Source organism: Parapedobacter soli (genome assembly GCF_025460835.1).
Lineage (GTDB): Bacteria > Bacteroidota > Bacteroidia > Sphingobacteriales > Sphingobacteriaceae > Parapedobacter > Parapedobacter soli.
Map to the genome: position 1 here is coordinate 1 of NZ_JAMXAY010000065.1, position 19773 is coordinate 19773.

The window sequence follows — 19773 nt, forward strand, 5'->3', positions numbered from 1 at the left end:
TTTACTGACTGTTAGTGTGTTGTACAGAATTTAAGGGATGACTAAGTACTCAGAATATCCCCAATACTTTTTTATTTCCCTGCCCTTTTGTACGGTTGGCGGGGAACGTCGGTTTTAATTTCGTGTTTACCTCGGGCGAGCCTACCAAGGTCATTGCACAGCGGAATCCAGTCATGGCATTCGATTCATCCTGCTGCATGAAGCGGCGTGTTGCCGGGTTGAGCCAGTAGGCACGGTCGTTCCACGACCCGCCTTTGTAAATCCTTGATTTATCATTCACCAATGTGGTCACTCCGTAGAGCTCTTGGTTAGTCTCGTCGGCATATCCGCGTACGTCGTAATCGAAATCCACCTGTACAGAATCCGGCGTTGCAGCCTGCAGCTCTTCCCATGTCTGCTTTCTTGGAGCCTTGGCTGGTACCCGGATAGGGCGGCCATATTTATCTTTCGCAATAATACCCTTTTCGGGGTCTTCGTATTGTTTGTCCATATAGACATTGCCGCGGAACGGGTTGAAATCTTCGAAATCTTCAAACGACAGCTGGCGGTACACGTCGCGTACCCACTCGTTTACATTGCCAGCCATGTTGTAGAGTCCGTAGTCGTTGGGTAGGTAGCTGGTCACCGATACCGTGATATCGCCGCCATCATTGAGGTAGCCCGCTACGCCCATATTATCACCGCTTGTAGGTTTGAAATTGGCGAGCATCAGTCCTTGGGTACGGCGTTTCGCCGAGCGTACGCCCAGGCCATCCCACGGATATATTTTGCTGCTTTCAATATTGCCATATTCGGTATTGCCCACCAAGCCCAGCGCTGCGTATTCCCACTCCGCTTCGGTTGGGAGGCGATAGGGTTGCTTGAGCACGCCATCTTCCATCCTAACCGGGCGGCGGGCTCCATCTTCGGTACCCGGTGTATTGTCTTTCGGCATACGCTCGCCGTCTATCCCTTCACCGCGGTATTGGCCGTTGAGGTAAATATCGGTGTTGAACGGTTCCGCCGGGCGTGCCTGCGATTCGGCCAAGGTACGGTAATCTACCAATGCGCCCCGCTGGCGTAGGATATGCTCATTCACCCGGTCGGTCCGCCAAACGCAGTAATCGTTGGCCTGCTCCCATGTTACACCCACTACCGGATAATCTTGATAGGCAGGATGGCGGAGGTACAGGTCGACATAGGGCTCGTTGTACGATAACGGATGGCGCCATACCAACGTGTCTGGAAGCGCGTTATAGTACAGTTCCTTGTCGTCGGGGAAATTCTGGTTGAGCCAGTGCAGGTATTCCAGCCAATCGGCATTGGACACTTCAGTCTCATCCATATAAAACGAAGCCACGGTTACGCGGCGGCGCAGGTTATCGTGTGCATAGGTGATGTCTTCGTTGAGACTGCCACCCATCACGAACGTGCCACCTTCGATAACCACTAACCCCGGTCCGGGACCCTCCTTGACCTTCCGGTTGATTTGCAACCCGCCATTGTAAGGGTCGTTGTAAGCAACCCCCGTTTTGGGAGAGAAGCCGCTCTTGTTTTTACAGGAGACAAACAGGCTCCCGAAGAAAATCAGAAGAAGAATGGAAGTGAGATACGTATTCGTAGTTTTCATATGGTATTGGAAAGACACCTTTCTTTTCAAAGAATCAAAATTAAGTAAATTATTGGAGCTATTTGAAACTTAAATCATTTTTCAGCCCATCAGCCCATCGGATATTACCTGCCCACCGGTTAATGCATAAATCGCACAAATTCCATACCATTTGAGAATATCTAGGTATTTGCCTATGTTTGGACAGCGGCTAATGTCTATTGTCTATTGTCTCATATTTCATATCTCTTATCTCATGTCTAAAATAAAAGTAGGTTTCGGTTTTGATGTACACCAATTGAAGGAGGGGCATCCATTTATTTTGGGGGGTGTACAGTTAGAGCACCATGCGGGGGCGTTTGGACACTCCGATGCTGATGTGTTGGTACACGCCATTTGCGACGCCATTCTGGGTGCTGCCAACTTGGAAGATATCGGCTACCATTTCCCCAATACCGATGAGCGCTGGCGCGGGGTAAGCAGCCTACTGCTACTGGAAGAGTGTGTGAAGTTATTGGCAGCAAAAGGTTGGTTGCTCGGCAACATCGATTCCATGCTGTGCCTGGAAGCGCCTAAAATAAAACCTTATATCGCAGAGATGAAAACCAACATCGCGGCAGCGGCAGGTGTTACCGAAGATGATGTTTCCATTAAAGCCACTACCAACGAAACCATGGGATTTATTGGTCGGCAGGAAGGGGTGGTAGCCTATGCGGTGTGCCTGATTGAGCGGGCCTGACGGTTGTAAAACGTCTGGTGTTTACACACGCGGGAAGAGGTTGTCGATTCAGTACATCATAACCTCATGTCGATTTGTCACAGCATGGCGTTCTGTCGGCATTAACGCCGTTTCTTCATTTTGTTCAGCCAGATCATCGTTCCGGTAATAGGCAAGGTTGTGGCTACCAAACAGGCTAGAAAATAGAGCAGTTTGGTGAATTGGCCATATACATTGCCCACATGCAGCGCTTTGATGGAACTTGCCACGCGCTCATTGAAAGGTTTCTCCCGGAATACGGCCACTTCCTTCACTTCGGCGGTTGTCGCATCGAGGCTCACCTGGTCGCTGGCCGCCGGTGCAAAAAAGCCGGTCCGGTTTTTCCGGATAGATAGGGTGGTGGCTCCATCCCTCGGTAACGACAGCTGGTAGTCGCCCACGTACGGAAGTGCCGCATCGGCGGCTGTCAGGTATGCCGAGAAGGGGAGAAGTGGGGTGGTGGCCTCCTGGCCGGCCGGTTTAGCGGTACCTGTCTTTCCGGCGGTGCCGGCGGGCCGTCCGCGCTGCCCCTCGCCGCCACGTTGTGCAGGCTGTTCTTGGTAGGTGCCCAATGCCTTTTGTAGACCCGTCCGGTACCAAGGGAAGGACCATTGCGGCCCGGTGATGCCCATCAGGAACAAGAAGATCAGGGAATAGAATGCCAAGGAGTTGTGGAGATCGTGGTTGATGCGCTTCCAGTTGGCGCTCCACTTGATACGGAGCCCTTGCCGCCAGTTTCTCACCTTTTGCGGGAACCATATGACCATACCCGTTAGCACGCCCAGCGTAAACAATATCGTAGCGCCGCCCGAGAGGTAGCTGCCCAGCGTCCGGTTGGGCAAATCGCCGATGAGGGGTTCTTCTATCCGGTCCAGCAGCAGCCAACGGTGCAGGCTGAAGAGCATCTGCATGAACTCGTCGGTTTTGGTTACCTCCTTGGATGTACCCGCGATCTCGCCGGTATAAGGGTTGACATAATAGGTGGTGCCGCGGCGACTGTTGTCGCCCGCCGCCCGGGCGGAGAACGTATAGGTACGGGCCGGGTCGGCCGATATGCCCACGGCGGTGACCGCACCGCCGGATAGCTCGGCAATTTCGGGGAGAAAAGAGTCGGCCGGCATCCGCTCCGCGTTAGCCGGCACCGTTACCCGATGGAGGTGTGGTGCCGCCCATTCGCGCAGTTCGGTGTTATAGGTATAGATGGTGCCGCTGAGACAGATCACGACGACTAGGATGCCGCTGATGAGGCCCACCCAAAGGTGGATGTCGTTGAATAGCTTTCGGGCCTTTTGCCAAGTTGTCTTTTTTTTGATTTGCTTAGCCATTGTTGTTTAGTTGGACGTTCAAAAAGCGATGTCCCGGATCGCTAGCGATCCGGGACATCGTCTTGTCTGTCTCTATTAATAAACCCCGATGTATTGGTTGCCAGTCTTGTTAATCAATTTGGCGCCCACGCTCATCTCACCGGTTTGGATATCAAAGATGTAGATATTCCCATCTTGACCCACGGGAGCAACGGCTACATATGCATCGTCGCCGTCAATGCCGATGCTCTGAATCTGGTTGAACTTTAGGTCGGCTTCATTCGGAATCGAGTATTTCGTGCCTGTGCCGTTGTTCAAATCGATGCGCGCAATGTGTCCACCTACACGGTTACCGTCGCCATTTACCAAGCTATAAACCACAATTCCGATACCATTGCCAGCATATTTCCATGCTTCGATATGAGAACCCGTTACACCCAACGCCTGGTCGAGGCTGAAAACGTAATTGTTATCGTAATCGTCTGTATCTTTGCTGATACGTAATATTTTAGAGCCACCGCCTTCGATGCCTTCGCCGATAGTGGCTTGGTAAACGTGGCCGTCGTCGCCTACGTATTGCATGGTACTACGGTAACCATTGGTGCTACCCCTTGTTTGGCTGGAGGTGATCACTTTAGGGTTTTCGAGCGAAGGGTAATCCAGTACAATGGTCTTGGCCCACGCAGCCGGGGCGTCATTGTCGCTATCGAATTCAGGCACACCATCGTCGCCAATGGTATAGGATGTAGGGTCCAGTTTGCGTACACCGGCGCCGATGTACACTTTATCTTTGGCTTTGTTCACTACGGGCATGTCAATGCGCCAGATGTGGTATCCGGCTGCTTCTTCCACTTCCGAGAGCCGCAATTCAAACGACGTGGTTTTGGTGATTTTCGGGTCGTTGAGATCCAGCGTGATCGCGTCGATTTTCGTGGAAGTATACTGATGCGTAATATTCGGGAGCTCACCGGTATACTTCGTATCGTTTGCCGTACCGCGTACAGCGATACCTACGCCTTCAAGGGCTTTCAGCCAGCGAGGTGACGAACTTACGTAATCAGCGGTGGCTACCTCTGCACCATCCCTTCGGAAATCCTTTCCACCATGCACCGTATATTTGTGGAATATCCCACCATCATCTCCCGTATATTGGATGTTGTATAGGAACTTCCCGTCGACAGAAGCCTGTAGCCGTGCCGTGCGCTGGGATTTTACATGCATCCCCTTGTCGAAAACGTTAATCGATACACTCGGGTCTTTCGCCTGCTCGGGCGTTACGCTGTATACCATCGTACCGGCATTGCCATCTCCGGGTTTCTCATCCATCATCGAACCGGAGATGGTGATCCACCGGTCTGCTTCGCCCGGCGTATCCGTATCAGGGCCGTTTTCCTTTGCACAGCCGACAATCGTAATTGCGACTACTGCTGCACCGAAAAATGCATGTTTCATCTGATTGTTATTCATCTTGTTTTATGTTATTTATTGAAAATTATTGATTGTGTAAGTGAGTTTCAGGTACATGGCCCTTCCGGGTTTCTGTACGCCGAAATTGTCATAGATTTCCGCATTTAATATATTCTTCAGGTCGACGCTCACGATAAGTTTGCGGTTCGGGAACCGGTAACTTGCCCCCACGTTCTGCAGATACTGGGCAGGCGTAACGAACCAATCGGACTCCGGCCATACCGTCCGGAAAGGATGTACGTATCCGAGGGTGTAGAAGAGGTTGAGTTCGGATGCACGCTGGATGGCGTTTCGAAATCGATAGTGTATATTGCCGTTTACAGTAAAGAAAGGCTCGTTCGGAATCTGTTTATTGTAGTAAGTCATCCGTTGACCGGTCTCGGGGTCAAACTCCTGTTTGAATAACGAATTGAATTTGGAGAAGTTGACCATGGCCGTAAGGTCATCTTTGTAACGGTAGGTAATCTCGCCTTCGAAACCAAGCGATTGGGATAATCCGAGGTTGATGTATTGCGTTTGCTCGATCTCTTGCTGGCTGATCAATTCGTTGGTTTGCGGCATAATCCGGTCCTTCACATTGCGCCAGAATACGTTACCCGAAACATCCAATCCGTGCTGATTAAACCGGAATGTACCCAATCGCAAGCCAGCGTTGTAGTTGTCACTGACTTCGGGTTGTATGGCCGGACTGGCGAGTACGTTTTGGTCTGGATTGCCAAAAATTTCGTTATCGTGCGGCATACGCACTGCACGTTCAGCCGAGGTAATAAGTACGGTTTTTGGGGTAATGGAGTAGGATACGGCTAGCCCATATCCGGTATTGGAACGGCTGTCTTCAATTCGGTTTTCCGTAATTACGGCCTGCCCGTTGATCACCGACCCCTTGTAGGTTAAGCTTTGTACCGACTGTTGGTAGATCTTGGCAAACGCATTGGTGCGCAACCGGCCCTTGAACGTTTGCGCTTCATAGTTGAAAGAGAACACGTTTTTGGAAAGGCCGTTGGTGCTTTTCAGTGCGTCGGGGCCCATCGGGTTCAAGAGGTCGCTGTCCTCCCGATCTATCGTGTAGAATACATGGTTCAAGGATAAACGATGACCGGCGAAGACCTCGTAAGCCAGGTTCGTCCGGATGTTGGTGATGTGGCGGTCGATGTCGGCCATAGCGGGGTCGCCTTGCTGTGCCCCGTCCGGCCGCCGTACTGGGTTGCCGTTTAGGTCCATCCGGATGGAGCCGTCCCAGTTGTACGCCCAGGGGATGGTATCCTGTACATACGTATTCCGCTGGCTGTAAACCCCGTTAACATTCAGGCTCAGTCCATTGGTAAATAAGTTGCGTTTACTGTAGTTCAAGCTAAGCACATGGGCCTGGGCTTCGGCTGTGCGACCCATATAGGGTGTCCCCATGGTCTGCCCGTGTTGGATCTCATTATAGGAGTCGGAGATGTTGTAGCCCAGTAGGGCAACATCTGCCCAGTTGACATCGGTGAACCCCAATTCGGCCCGACCGCCCAGCGTACGGTATCCATCAAAAAAACGCTTTGTTCTGAAGTTCCTGGTCACCACTCCGTTCGGTTCGATGTATTTGGAGAATTTGCCCCACTGTTCGTAATCGTTATCGGTGGACGTATAAAATCCCGACACTTTGGCCGTAAATCCACTTTTCGGGTTGCGGTATTGACCGCTTAGGTCAGCCTGCAACGTGTTGAACGAACCGTAAGAAACAGCGGCGGTCATGCTGTTGGCCGCATTTCCTTTTTTCAAGACGATGTTAATGGCACCGCCGAGAAGATCTCCCGAGAGATGGGCCGGTAATACACCCTTGTATACCTCGATCCGATCAATCATGGCCGGTGGGATGTTATTGAGGTTGAACGACGAACCATACGTCGAAATCTCGATACCATCGATAAAGATACCAACAGACCGACCGGTCATCCCGTTGAGGTTATATTCGATTTCGGAGCCCAGACCACCGCTCTGGCGCACGCGGACGCCGACCGTACGGTCCAATAATTCGTTGGTCTGGATGTTACGCACGGATGCTTCTTTGGTTTCTACAACGGCAACGGCAAAGCCTTGCGTCTCGATTTCTCGTTTTTCGGTACTGCGCGACACCGTGGCCTCATCCAGTTGCGTCGCGTCGTTTTCCGTTGCAACAAGGTTTCTCCGTTGACGGGCGCGGTTAAGTGCCACCGGTGTCTCTATCGGCTGGATTTCGAGCGAGGTAACCACCAAAACGTAATCTCCAAAAGGGATATTTGCTAATGTATAGTTACCCTTCTCATCCGTCATCGTCGCCCGGTTACCGGGTTTCAGCATCACCGACGCGCCCGCTACCGGCTGCCCGGAGGAAACGGTCACGGTACCCGAAAGCGTGGCAGTTTGGGCGAAACCTTGTGCGGAGCAGAGGGTGAAAAACACGGCGCATAAAAGGGTGGCAAGATACTTTCGGGGGTGCATTATTTGTATGTAGTCTAAATAACTTATATTTGGCGCAAATATAGGGTTACGGTTAACCTGAAAATTATAGAAAACGGAAAATAACTTATAAATGGCGGAATTTATAGGCGCAGGTAACGGACTAACACACGAAGGGTTGGCGGATGGGGAAACCCACACGGAAACATTGGCTGGTGGCCAGGTGACGATCAGCCGTTCGGGTACGTTTACGTACTATCGGTTCCACACGTCGTGTGCGGCCCACCGTTTCCGTATGCTGGCACAACTGCGGCCGGAAGTCCGCCTGGTGTACGTAGCGAAGGGCCGGGGCATCCAAGTAGGCTGCCACGGGCCGGCAAAGGTGTTTTCGGACGGTGAAAGCGACTGTTCGTTGGTGAGGGAGGGTTGTGTGCAAGATATCGCCCTTGATGGCGAAGGTACTTGTGAATTGTTTATATTGGTGGTCGGTCTTCCGGATTTCCCGCTGTCTGCGGCTGGCCGCCCGCCGTATCTCCGTAAGTTCCTGCGTACCGATACGTGTGCCTGGCTGTTGGGTGGTCGGGGTATGGTGCTGGGGATGCGGAAGGTAACGGTGATCCAGCAGCTGCTGCATGAAAAGAAACCGCTTTACTTACAGCGTGTTTATACCCAGTTGAAACTGGCTGAGCTATGGGTGCTTTTCCTGGAAAAAGCCGACCATTTCAATAATGAAGGCGCATTGGCACAATTGCGGTCCGAAGAGTTGGAGCGGATGCAAAAGGTGAGGGACCTGCTACACAACCAACCTGCCCGATCGTATTCGCTGGTCGGCCTGGCACATGCGGTGGGCACCAATGAGGCCACCTTGAAAAAGCACTTCAAGGCGGTTTACGGCACCACCGTATTCGGTTACCTTACCGCGCGGCGCATGGAACTGGCGAAGGCATTGCTGCTATCCAAGGAACTGAAGGTGGCTGCTGTGGCCCAGGAGGTGGGTTATAAGTATGCGTCGCATTTCACGACTGCGTTCCGCAAGCATTTCGGCGTGCTTCCCAACAAGCTGTTGCGTATGGTCGTTCCGGTAGTCCCGGTACTGGGTGAGCTTGAAACCATCTGTGCTTTTTTATTCGCTGCCTAACGGTTGTCCATCAATGGCCGTTGGCATCGAGCCAGTGGATGGTGAGATCCTCTTTATAAGCAAATTTTACGAGATGTCTTTCCAGTACACCTTTAATCTTTTCCACACTTTCAGCGTCGTTCGCCGTAATATCAAATGTGAGGTGGGTAGGGGTGGCCGCCATGTTGCAGGTACCGAAAGGGAAGGTAGCGAGCCCGGTTGTAGCCGTGTATTCCGTTTCAATTTTATGCCGGAAATGCCGGCACAGCTGGCCGATGTATCGGCTCGCCGCTTTGGTGGCGATGATAGTTGTTGCTGTGTTCATGTGTCCGCAATAAAATCAATCCTCATTTTCTCTCATTGTGATTTGATACTCCAGCCCGTCAATATTTCTTTTTAACTTTCCGAGATGCTTAGCCAGATTTCCTTCCTTTTTTTTGCATTTTTTTTATCTATCACTACAGTCATATCGCCATTATTTGATTGTAAATTTACAAAATTTATGGCTTACTTTCTGTTTACTCACCAATAATATTCGTCCACGTTGCCTAGCCTAATAAATTATCCGGCGTGTTTTTCCTTAAAATTATCCGGTATGGCGAACAATTGTAGTTGAGCGATGCACCGTTCAGCACTCCCCATCCACGATTAGGTTCGGTTGGCCCTGGCTGCAACGTTCCACCCGGATACGTACGCCGTAAACCGATTCGATTACCGCGGGTGTAATGGCTTCGATGGGGGTGCCGTCACTGGCGAGCTCGCCGCGATGCATCACGATAACCCGGTCTGCCCACCGCATTGCGAGGTTGAGGTCGTGCAGTACCATTACAACGATGCGGCCATCTTGCGCGAAGGAGCGGGCCAGGCGCATCACCTTCAATTGGTGGCGCAGGTCGAGCGCACTCGTCGGCTCGTCCAGCAGCAGGATGTGGGGCTCGCGTACCACGCTCCGCGCCAGGCTGGCCATCTGCCGTTGGCCGCCCGATAGCTGGTTGAGGGGATCGAGGGCAAGGTGGGCAATCCCGATGCGCTCCAGTACGGCGATGGCACGGTGGTGGAACTGCTCGTTGCTCGCTGTCGCAGCATCGAGGGGGGAGGCTTTCAGCGCGCTGACGACCGCTTCCATCACAGATAGATTGATGTCGGTGGGCACGCTCTGCGGCATGAAACTGACATACGATGCCCGTTTCCGCGGCGAAAGCGTGGTCAACTCGTTCCCTTCATACTGCACAGACCCATGGGCATGCAGCAAGCCCGCTATGGCGCGCAGCAATGTTGACTTGCCCGCCGCGTTGGGACCCGTGAGTACCGTTACCTCCCCGCTGGCCAATGGTGGTAGCGTGAGGCCATTGATTACCTTTTTTCTCGGGTAACCCGCATGGATATCATTGATCTGGAGTATTGCCATGATCGATCCTCCTTAACGTTTTCTTTTGTTTAAAATCAAGGCCACGAATACAGGCACGCCGATAAGTGAGGTCACAATACCTACCGGAACAATGGCACCCGAAAGGATGGCCTTGCTGATGACCGATGCCAACGACATGATCAAGGCGCCGGATAAAATGCTCGCCGGGAGTGAAAACCGGTGATCTTCACCGATAAGCAGCTTGGCTATGTGCGGCCCTACCAAGCCTATAAACCCGATGGTGCCCACAAATGCGACCGCACCTGCGGTGAGCAAACTGATGCGTAGCAAAGAAAAGAAGCGTAGCCGTTTTACTGCCACGCCGAAGCTACGGGCACTTTCTTCGCCAAGCCGTAGTGCGGTGAGCTTCCACGCCGATACCATCGAAAAAGGGGCTATGATAATAAACAGCCCGAATAGCAGCGGGATGTTTTCCCAATTGGCCTTGGTGAGGGAGCCCAGGCTCCAGAAAATAAACTGCTGCAAAGCCTCGGCGCTGGCCAGATATTGCATGATGCCCGTAAACGCGTTGAACATGAATACAAGGGCAATGCCGAAGAGTACTAAGCCTTCGGGGCCGGTACCCCGAAGCGACGAAAGTGCTTGCAACAGGAGTGTGGCGCCGAAGGCAAAGAGAAATGCGTTGACAACAATCATCCATTCGCCGTCAACACCGGGTAAGCTGAGCCCGAGCACGATGGCCAATGCAGCTCCGAACGACGCCGCCGCCGACACGCCCAGGGTAAACGGGCTGGCCATGGCGTTGTTCATGATGGTCTGCATCTCGCAACCGGCGAGTGACAGGGCAGCGCCGACCAGCAGCGCCATCACCGCGTAGGGCATCCGTACTTCCCAAACGATTACCCGGGTCGACAGGTCTACGCTTTCGGGGGAAAAGATAGCCTGCCATACGCCAGCGAAATCGAGTGTCGACGGGCCAACGGCAATATCGATAAGAAAGGACAGTACGGTGGCCACGGCCATCGCGGCCAATAATATAACGCGTTTAAGAAACTGTTTGCGATACCCTTTTTCAATTACCGCAGTCGATGGATGCAATTCTTACTCCCTATGGTTTCAATTCCGCAAAGTAAACACCTTTGAGCGGCATGGCCAAAAATCTTTCGTTAATTTCCTTAAGCACCCCGTGCGGCCTTAACTTACCGAACAGGTCGGGGTGGGTCCACTTGGCAAGCGCCTCCACAGCAGCGATATTGAGCGGCGAATCATAGAACAGGTGCCACATGGCATATACCTTGTTCTCTTTGATGGCGTTAAGTGGGCTCACCACCGCGCGGCCCGCTAGCTTGGCGAGGCTTTCCTGCGTTTGGTATGTAAACACATTCTGGCCGATAACCAGTCCTTCCTCACCGAGTGTGGCAATACCCGTGGCTATGTATATATCGGGCTGCTCGCTGATCACATATTCCATGTTGAGTGTACCCACTTCACCGGGGAGGATGGTGCCGATATTGTTACCCCCGACAAATTCAATGAATTCACCCAGGTTGCCTTTGCCGGGCGACCCCGGAGGTACGGCACCACGGATCATTTCCATATAAACTTTGGGCCTTTTGATATCCGGATGCTTGGCCAATGTGCCCCGTATGTGGTTCATCCGTCGGTTATAGAATTCAACGTAGGCGTTTGCCTGTGCTTCGCGGCCCAATACCTTGCCCAGCAGTTGCATACTGGGCAAGGTATTTTTGAACGGATGCAGCCGGAAGTCGATGAACACAATCGGGATGCCGGCGGCTTCCAACTGGCGGATAACGTCGGCGGATTTGGCGTCTGGCCCATGCGAACCCGCGCCGAAGATTGCCAGATCGGGCTTCAATGAGATGATTTGCTCTGTAGATACGGTTTCCTTGCCCGAAGTCCCGATGAGGGGAATCTTATCGAGCATCGGGAATTGTTTGCGGTAATCTTCGTAGAGCAGGCCACCCGACTTGGAGAAGTCGCCCGTCCAGCCTGCGGTAATCGCTACCGGGTCTGGCACAAGCAGTGCGAGGGTGATGAGCTGGCGCCCTTCGCCCAGGATGACCCGCTTGGCCGGTTGCGGAATGGTTACTTCACGGCCTACGATATCGGTCACAGTAATCGGTTGGGCGTAAAGCCGTAATCCGAAGAATACGCTGAGCAGGACAGCAATTATTTTAAGTTTTGTGTGCATAATAATTTCTTTTTACTGCGTGATTAGACTGATGGAGTCTGCATTCGGTGCAGGTACGGGTTCGGGGGCATTTTCACCACGCTCGCGTACTGCTTCCTTGTTGGTGATGTATACATCGCCCGTCGCGTGGTTGATGGCTACGGTGTTGGGCAGCGCACCGATTTCGAACGTCTTGATGACTTCCAATGATGTACCGTCGATCACTGTCACGGTACGGCCGTGCCTGTTGGCCACATAGATGCGGTCGCGTTGCGGGTCGTGGTTCACACCCAATGCGCCTTTCCCGGTGGGGATGGCTTTGATGAGCTTGCCGGTTTCGGCATCCAGCACGGTGATGTTTTCAGTGGTTTGGTTTGCCACATAGAGGCGCTTGTTTTTCGCATCGTAGTGCACATTCGTGGGCCTTTCGCCGTGGGCTGCGAATTTCTTCAACACGTTGCCCGTAGCACCGTCTACCACCACCACTTCGTTGTCGCGCATGGCCGTAGCATAGATGATGTTGTTCGCTTCGTCGATATAGTGCCCCGTGATGGCGCCGCCAAGGTTACCATAGAATTTCAGGAATTTGTTGGTTTTAGCATCAATCACCCACAGGCCGCCGCCGCGTACGCTGCTGACGTAGACGAGGTCACGGCTTTCATCCACGCGGATTTCGCGGGGTGCCTGCCCTTCTTTGCCGGTAGTGATGTGCGTTTGCTCACCGGTAGCCAGGTTAATGGCTGTTACGATGCCGGTGCGGCTGTTGGTGGTATAGAGTGTCTGGGTGTTCACGCTGATACCCAATCCCATGGGTGCCGATTCGGGTGTTGCGATACTGTCAACGGTGCGGAGTGTCTTCGCATCGATTTTGTATACCTTGCCGGTATTGCCCTGTTCATGGGCAGCCGATACGTATACAAAACCGTCTTTCGGGTTGTATACCGGTTGGTACACGTTGGAGTTCGTACTGATTTTTTCGGTCTTCACCAGCTTTTGGGCCAGTACATCGGGGGCGGTAACGCCCACTAGGGTAACGGCTGCACATGCAAAGGCAGCGATTTTCCGGAGATTATATTTTGTATTCATGGAGTTGAAGTTAAAAATCAATGGTTAAAAAGTGATCAAGCTTACCGTATCGCCATTCGGTAGTGGTGCGGGTGGGGTTTGCCCTTCGCGCACGCGGCTACTTACTTGTTTATTGGATAGGTAGGCCGCACCGGTTTTCGGGTTTACGGCTACCGTGTTCGAGAGCCCTTCGGTAGGGATGTCTTTGATGACGGCGTAGGTCTTGCCGTCGACCACGGTCAGCGATTTTCCCTGCCTGTTAGCGGTATAAACACGGTTGCGTTTCGCATCGAAAGTTACACCGATAGGGTTTTCGCCCACCGTTATTTTCTGCAAGAGCTCACCTGTTGAGGCGTTTAGGGCCGTTAGTACGCTATTTTTTGAGTCAGTGATGAATAGGCGGTTTCCCTTTTTGTCGAGTGCGATGTTGATGGGGCTTTCCGATCCGGAGGGGAAAGATTTCACCTTTTCGCGTGTTTTGGTGTTATACACGTGCACCTCGTTGTCGCCCATGGCCGTAACATACAGCAGGCCCTTTTTACCGTCGATGGCCAGTCCGGTAGCCGTTTTGCCTGCATCTTCCAACGAATACAGGTACCGGTTTGTTTTCCCGTCGATGACCCAGACGGTGCTGGGGTCGCCAACGTCAGACACGTATACTTTGTTGTTTTTCTCGTCGACGACGATTTCTCGCGTGTGGCTTTTTTTCTCACCGTTACTGATGGTAGCGAGCACTTTGCCCGTTTTGAGGTCGATGGCATGCACCGAGTTGGATCGGGTATTTGACGTATATAGCGTTCGTGTCTTTTGGTTGATGCCCAGGCCGAAACCTGCTGCTTCGCCCAGTGCGATGCTGTCGACAGCCGCTAGGGTTTTTGGATCAAGTTTGTAGATGTAGGGACCGAGGACATCGCCTTGGCCGACGGACGCTACGTAAACGGCACCATCGTTGTGGTCGACCACGATTTCGTAAAGCCCTTTGCCCACCTTGGCCGATGTGGAAAGGGTTTGGGCATGGGACAACGTTACACTGGCAGCGGTGGTTAAAGCTAACATGGCGGCTTTAGGGACTAGTTGATGGAGTTTGGAATAATGCATGTCGATTGAAGTTAAAGTAAAAACATAGAGTTAATAAACAGCCTGTTGGGTACCTTCCATGAACCACTGGTAAAAAGCGGGGAATGCATCACGCCAGTAGAGTGCTCCGTGCCTTCCGCCCTCACGTACCGAAAGCTCGATGACCGGATCGGCGGCTTGCCGAAGCAGGCCGATGGTCCGTGCAACATCGTCGTGCATGTGCACAAACGTGCTGTCGGGTTTGAGACGGTTTTCGCTGGTTCCAGCATAGAAGTAGTACCGTTGGGTATGGATGTTTGCTATGTTTGTCAGTGTAGTCAGTTCGTTTTCGATGTTGCCGTGATCTAACCAGATAGAGGGAGAGAAGACACCCAGTGTACCAAAAATTTCCGGATAGGCTAGTCCGCCGTAAAAGGTGATAAGGCCACCCATCGAGCTGCCGGCCAAGCCGGTGTGTGCTTTATCAGCGAGGGTACGGTAGTGCGTGTCGATGTATGGTTTTAATGTCTCAGCGATAAACGACAGGTATTGCGGGCCTTCCACGGTGGGGTAGTCGGTGCTGGTGTGGTAATAGAACTCCGGCACGCGGTCTTTGTAATCCGTTTGGTGGTTGATGGCCACTACGATGCACTTTTCGCCGGCGGTGTCGATTACCTCGTCGACCCCCCATTCGATGGGGCCGATGCGGCCGCGCGAGGTGGCTTCGTCAAACAGGTGTTGGCCATCGTGCATGTAAAGCACGGGGTATCGTTTGCCCGACGTTTCGTAATCGTCGGGCAGGTAGATCCAGATTTTACGGTGCCTGTCCAGTTGGGGGATGTAAAATGCCGAATCCAGCACATGTACGTTGGTTGATGCGGTGGATGCTGGAAAATCATCGCGCCAGCCCTCGATACGGCAGGTGATGGTCGTATCGCGGTTCAGCTTGGCCAGCCGCGGGCCCACCAATCGGCCATCGGCCGTACATTCGGAGGTTGGCCAGCTGCCGCGGGTGAATTTGAATTCGAGCCGGTCGCTGGGCACGTCTTCCAATAACACGCTGATGCCATAAGAGCCATCAGCGTGTTTGTTCAAGGTGAGGTGTTCCTCCGCCGGGCTCCAGCGGTTGAAGTTGCCGGTAATGTATATGGGGTCGTCGGTATGCGATGGTGGCACACCGGTCACGTTTACCGTGAGCGTGTGTTGGGCCGCGCCGACAAACGGTAAGCACAGTGCCATTAGCATATAACTAGCCCATCTGATCATTATTGCACCTCGATTTTATGGAAGCCGGATACAGCACCGCCGACGTTCACACTGAAAGCCAGTTCTGCGGAATTGGTTGCGAAATCATACAAATAATACCCGTTGCCTGAGTTGATGGAAGAACCACGGAGGAATACCTTGCCGTCAACTTCCGAAGCCAGCATTGCAGCCCCGGGGTTCGTTCCTACAGGGACGCCTTCTATTTTGTTGTACTGAGTTGGATTGTCGATATCGACGCTATAAAATTCCCAGATGTCTGCACTGTTGATGTTACCATTGGGACCGCCAGCCAATGTTTCCGTATTGAGCGTCACGATCAGTCGGCCATTTTTTGCGAACACGTTCACGAACTTTCCATTGTCTTCGGCGCGGAAATCAGCAAAATTCATCTCCCAGGTCTTATCAACATCGGCTTCATTGGCTTTAATGCGGGCTATTTTTGATTTCCCCCCCAATCCGCTGGCATGGGTGCCTTGCGTCACGATATATAGGTCGCCATTGTCATCAAAATCATACATGTGGTTTTCGTTGATATAGGCTATGCTGCCCGTATTTTCGATTTTGATGCGTTTTTCCCAGCTTCCTGATGCCAGGTCGATCACCGCAATGTACACATCCGTGTAAAAGTCGTCAAAAAAACCAATCTGGCTTTCGGTATTCTTCGCATAGGTAAGGTTGGCGAAAAGCTTTCCGTTCTTGATGGCTAAGAATTTCTGCCCAATTGCGGCGAAGCTAACTTCGCTTATTTCCATCTCTTTAACCTTTTCTTCAAAATCCATCGACCCGGTGTTCGCCATGGTGGCCGGATTGAATTTCTGAATCTTATAAGGTTCTGCCGCATCCCAATAGTAACCTAAATTATCGTCTTGAATAACGAAGTTACCCGTTCCGAAATACTTTGCTGCTTCGGCTGGATCTTTCGAGCTGATGAACTGGCCCGCCGTTACCGTACCATCTTTCGCTACATTGATTTTCTCGATGCCCGTTGCATAGTCCGCAGTACGGAACATCTTATAGATGTGGTTGCCATAGGTGCGCCAGCCGCCCATACCCTGGCCTTCCAGCGATCCGGCGGTGGCATTGGAGATGGTCCCGCTGGGCATCTCGTCAAAGGCACTGATGTAGCCGGCTTTGCTGCCGCTTACACGGTCAGATAAGGTGATCAGTACATATTTGGTGTCGCTATCCTGGTCGGGAGCGGGGTCATCTTTTGTACAGGAAGTAAACAGGGCCGCTGCCGTAACGATTGCTGTAGCAGCGCGAAGGAATTGCTTTTTCATATGATTATCGCTTTTTTGTTAAGTGGTAATTAATTTTTACATGGAAACTGCGGCCGGGCCGCTGTATTTTATAGTAGTCATATAATTTGCTATCGGCTATATTCTTTACTTCAAACCCGAGGGAAACCGGTTGGTTGGCCAAAAAGTAATTGAAACCGGCACTGAGCAGGTGCTGGTTGGGCACTATGTTGGTTACCGGTATCTTGGCGTTGCCGAAGAGGCCTAAAAAACCACTGGGCTCTGCATCCCGGGGGATGTGGTTGAGGTAAAACTCACGGATGAAGTTCCAATGGACATAGGGTTTCAACCGATCGTTGGATGCCAGTACGCCATTAACGTTAGCCACTGCGCCCACGTTAGCGAAAAAATATGGGGTGTTCCGCAAACGTGTTCCTTCAATCCATTTGTGTAGACCGTCAGCGATATCCACCATCCGGTTGTCCTGCCACGTCGCATTCGCATTCAATTGCAGTAGCTCGCCGATGTGGTAACTGACGTCGATATCCACCCCATATCCACGTATGCTATCGAGATTTTGGTACTGCGCAAAGGGCGGCTGCACAGGTATAAGCATAATCATGCCCTTGGTTTTCCGGTAGAACGCACCGATTTCGGCAGAAAGCTGTGATGCTTGGTAGCGGTAGCCCAGGTTGAGGTTGAAACTCCGCTCAGGCTCGAGGTCAAAGTTAGGAGCACGGGTGTCGTTATCGCCAAATAGCTCATTTTCCCTCGGCAACCGGCTGGTCAGTTCAAATGATGCCCGCAGCAGATGGTGGTCGCCTAAGGTATACTTCATAGCGTTGCCGATACCCCAATTGTTGTTTTCGGACGTGGTGTAGTCGTCCAGGTCGGTCCCATTCGCCATAAACCCATTGATACCCCGTGTCTTAAACCGGAAGAATTTGGCCGACAGCTGGTTAACCAACCGCTCGTTTAGCCACTTCGATTCCCAGGAGATACCGGTAATCGTTTTGGCGTAAATCGCCTCTTTACTTAGAATATCGATATCGGTCCCCGCGAAACGCAACCCGTACGGGTCGGAACCGATCCGCCTGTTATGGTTATAGACGACATTGGCATCGAGTTTATGCGACCCGCTGATCGTGTATGCTACGTTTGTACGACTGATGAAGTTATCGAAGTTGATATCCGACAATGACGGCCGTGGACTTTCACCGATACCTGTGCTGGGGGTAAAATCGCCGTACCAGTTATAGGTGCCACGGACCGTGTCTACCCGTGACCTGTCGATGTTGCTATAAGATACGAATTGGTCGACCACAAAGCTGCCGATTGCCTTGCGGTAACGTAAACTCGGTATCCACCCTTTGTTGTGCATAATCAATGCACCATAGGGACTCGTCATCAGCGCCGGGTGTTGTGATTCCCGATCGATACCATAATGGGCAATGGAAAAGCGGAGCTCGTCGGTCCATTTGGCGTTACCCATGCCTGTGTACGCTTCAACAAAATAGTGCGAGTAGCCATTATGGAATAACCGGACCGTGGCAGGTTCCAGGTTGGCGTTTTCATTCACCACCTCCACATTTGCATTATAATCGTTGTCAGAATAATTGTAAAACGCATCGATGCCGGCAAACCAGCCGTTTTCGGCGTGATGATAAGCGGACAGGTTAGCGATATGGGTGTTGAACGACGCTGCTTCATATGAAATGTCGAGCATCGAGCCAATGTGCTTCCGCGTAACCAGGTTTACCGCACCCCCTAAAGCGTCTCCGCCCAACGATACAGGCACTACACCTTTATATACCTCTGCGCGTTCCAGCAGGTTGATGGGGACATTATTGATGCCAAAACCACCACCTAGGTATTCGAGGGGGATGCCGTCACGGAAATACTGGACAGCATTTCCCTGGAACCCGTTGATCGATACATCCACCGCATTGCCCAATCCACCGCTCTGCCTGATGCGGATACCCGGTGAGCGGTTCATCAACTCAGCCAGCGTGGTGGGCTGCTCGGCCACAGCCCGGGTATCTACCACCACGGCGCGGATAGCCTGCTCGCGTACCTGCTGGGTTTCGCTTTTACCCACTACAGTAGCTCCTTCGAGAATATTGGATTGCGACGATAGTTGGATGGTGAGTTCGGTCTGCTGGCCATTGAACTGGATGTTTTCCGTGTATTCGGTGTATCCCACATGCGTCACCCGTAAGGTGTAGCTCCCGGCAGCAAGGTTAGTGAATGTGAAAACACCCTTTTGATCGGTGATTTGCGATGAGACTGCAGTACTTAAGGTCACCGACGCTCCAATAAGCGTTTTCCCTTGTTCATCATTCACCGTGCCGGTTAGTGTACCCGGCTGCCCGAAGGCGTGCATGGTCAGGAATAATACCCATGCCGCGACCAAAACCTTTCTCAAAATCATCAACCGAACCAATTGTCTCACAACGACCGCTTAAAACGCCGCTAATTTAGATTAATTACAAATTATAAGCAAATCTAATCCTTAAAATACATGTAACAATGCTGTATAGGGGGGGTATGGTTCGGAGGCGGTTACTCCCAACTTGCAAGCAACGGCTTCCGCTCCGCAAGCAACGGCTTCCGCTCCGCAAGCAACGGCTTCCGCTCCGCAAGCGACGGTTTCCGTTCCGCAAGCGATGGCTTCCACTTCGCAAGCGATGGTTTCCGCTCCGCAAGCGATGGTTTCCGCTCCGCAAGCGATGGCTTCCGTTCCGCAAGCGATGGCTTCCGTTCCGCAAGCGATGGCTTCCGTTCCGCAAGTGACGGCTTCCGTTCCGCAAGTGACGGCTTCCGCTCCGCAAGCGATGGCTTCCGCTCCGCAAGTGACGGCTTCCGTTCCGCAAGTGACGGCTTCCGTTCCGCAAGTGACGGCTTCCGTTCCGCAAGCGATAGTTTCCGTTCCGCAAG

General features: G+C 52.3%; 16 protein-coding genes. 2 read left to right on the forward strand and 14 right to left on the reverse strand.

Annotation, left to right across the window (positions count from 1 at the left end):
• Nucleotides 1–49: 49 nt before the first annotated feature.
• A complete protein-coding gene (locus NGM62_RS19200) occupies nt 50–1609 on the reverse strand; it encodes an SUMF1/EgtB/PvdO family nonheme iron enzyme (protein ID WP_262249929.1) in 1560 nt (519 codons plus the stop codon).
• Nucleotides 1610–1844: 235 nt separating this feature from the next.
• On the opposite strand from NGM62_RS19200, the gene ispF reads away from it, so the two are divergent.
• The gene (ispF, locus tag NGM62_RS19205; RefSeq protein WP_262249930.1) at nt 1845–2327 is read left to right on the forward strand and encodes a 2-C-methyl-D-erythritol 2,4-cyclodiphosphate synthase; all 483 of its coding nucleotides are present in this window, start codon (nt 1845–1847) and stop codon (nt 2325–2327) included.
• 101 nt (nt 2328–2428) lie between these two features.
• On the opposite strand, the gene NGM62_RS19210 is transcribed toward ispF, so the two are convergent.
• The 3 genes from NGM62_RS19210 to NGM62_RS19220 form a co-directional block, all read right to left on the reverse strand.
• Entirely contained in the window at nt 2429–3670 is a 1242-nt protein-coding gene (locus tag NGM62_RS19210; protein ID WP_262249931.1) for a PepSY-associated TM helix domain-containing protein, read from the reverse strand.
• 75 nt (nt 3671–3745) lie between these two features.
• Nucleotides 3746–5116: a hypothetical protein gene (locus tag NGM62_RS19215; RefSeq protein ID WP_262249932.1), complete on the reverse strand. Its 1371-nt coding sequence runs from the start codon at nt 5114–5116 to the stop codon at nt 3746–3748.
• Nucleotides 5117–5131: 15 nt separating this feature from the next.
• Nucleotides 5132–7576, reverse strand: a complete 2445-nt coding sequence (locus tag NGM62_RS19220) for a TonB-dependent receptor (protein ID WP_262249933.1) — start codon at nt 7574–7576, stop codon at nt 5132–5134.
• Nucleotides 7577–7667: 91 nt separating this feature from the next.
• On the opposite strand from NGM62_RS19220, the gene NGM62_RS19225 reads away from it, so the two are divergent.
• Nucleotides 7668–8672, forward strand: a complete 1005-nt coding sequence (locus tag NGM62_RS19225) for an AraC family transcriptional regulator (RefSeq protein ID WP_262249934.1) — start codon at nt 7668–7670, stop codon at nt 8670–8672.
• Nucleotides 8673–8682: 10 nt separating this feature from the next.
• Here NGM62_RS19225 and NGM62_RS19230 read toward each other — a convergent pair whose 3' ends face one another.
• The 10 genes from NGM62_RS19230 to NGM62_RS19275 form a co-directional block, all read right to left on the reverse strand.
• Nucleotides 8683–8976 carry a DUF2218 domain-containing protein gene (locus NGM62_RS19230; RefSeq protein ID WP_262249935.1) on the reverse strand — a complete coding sequence of 98 codons (294 nt, stop codon included), beginning with the start codon at nt 8974–8976 and terminating at the stop codon, nt 8683–8685.
• Nucleotides 8977–9279: 303 nt separating this feature from the next.
• Nucleotides 9280–10059 (reverse strand): ABC transporter ATP-binding protein, encoded by a 780-nt coding sequence (locus tag NGM62_RS19235; protein WP_262249936.1) that lies wholly within the window; start codon nt 10057–10059, stop codon nt 9280–9282.
• A 12-nt stretch (nt 10060–10071) separates the two neighbouring features.
• A complete protein-coding gene (locus NGM62_RS19240) occupies nt 10072–11118 on the reverse strand; it encodes a FecCD family ABC transporter permease (protein WP_262249937.1) in 1047 nt (348 codons plus the stop codon).
• Nucleotides 11119–11128: 10 nt separating this feature from the next.
• Entirely contained in the window at nt 11129–12232 is a 1104-nt protein-coding gene (locus NGM62_RS19245; RefSeq protein WP_262249938.1) for an ABC transporter substrate-binding protein, read from the reverse strand.
• Between the two features lie 12 nt (nt 12233–12244).
• Nucleotides 12245–13297, reverse strand: coding sequence for a YncE family protein (locus tag NGM62_RS19250; protein WP_262249940.1), 1053 nt, complete (start codon nt 13295–13297; stop codon nt 12245–12247).
• 24 nt (nt 13298–13321) lie between these two features.
• Nucleotides 13322–14374, reverse strand: coding sequence for a YncE family protein (locus NGM62_RS19255; protein WP_262249941.1), 1053 nt, complete (start codon nt 14372–14374; stop codon nt 13322–13324).
• Nucleotides 14375–14404: 30 nt separating this feature from the next.
• Nucleotides 14405–15571, reverse strand: coding sequence for an alpha/beta hydrolase (locus tag NGM62_RS19260; RefSeq protein ID WP_262249942.1), 1167 nt, complete (start codon nt 15569–15571; stop codon nt 14405–14407).
• A 26-nt stretch (nt 15572–15597) separates the two neighbouring features.
• Entirely contained in the window at nt 15598–16878 is a 1281-nt protein-coding gene (locus tag NGM62_RS19265; protein ID WP_262249943.1) for a hypothetical protein, read from the reverse strand.
• 4 nt (nt 16879–16882) lie between these two features.
• Entirely contained in the window at nt 16883–19267 is a 2385-nt protein-coding gene (locus NGM62_RS19270) for a TonB-dependent receptor (protein ID WP_262249944.1), read from the reverse strand.
• Nucleotides 19268–19398: 131 nt separating this feature from the next.
• Nucleotides 19399–19773 (reverse strand): hypothetical protein (locus NGM62_RS19275; protein ID WP_262249945.1); only part of this gene is annotated, 375 nt, incomplete at its 5' end.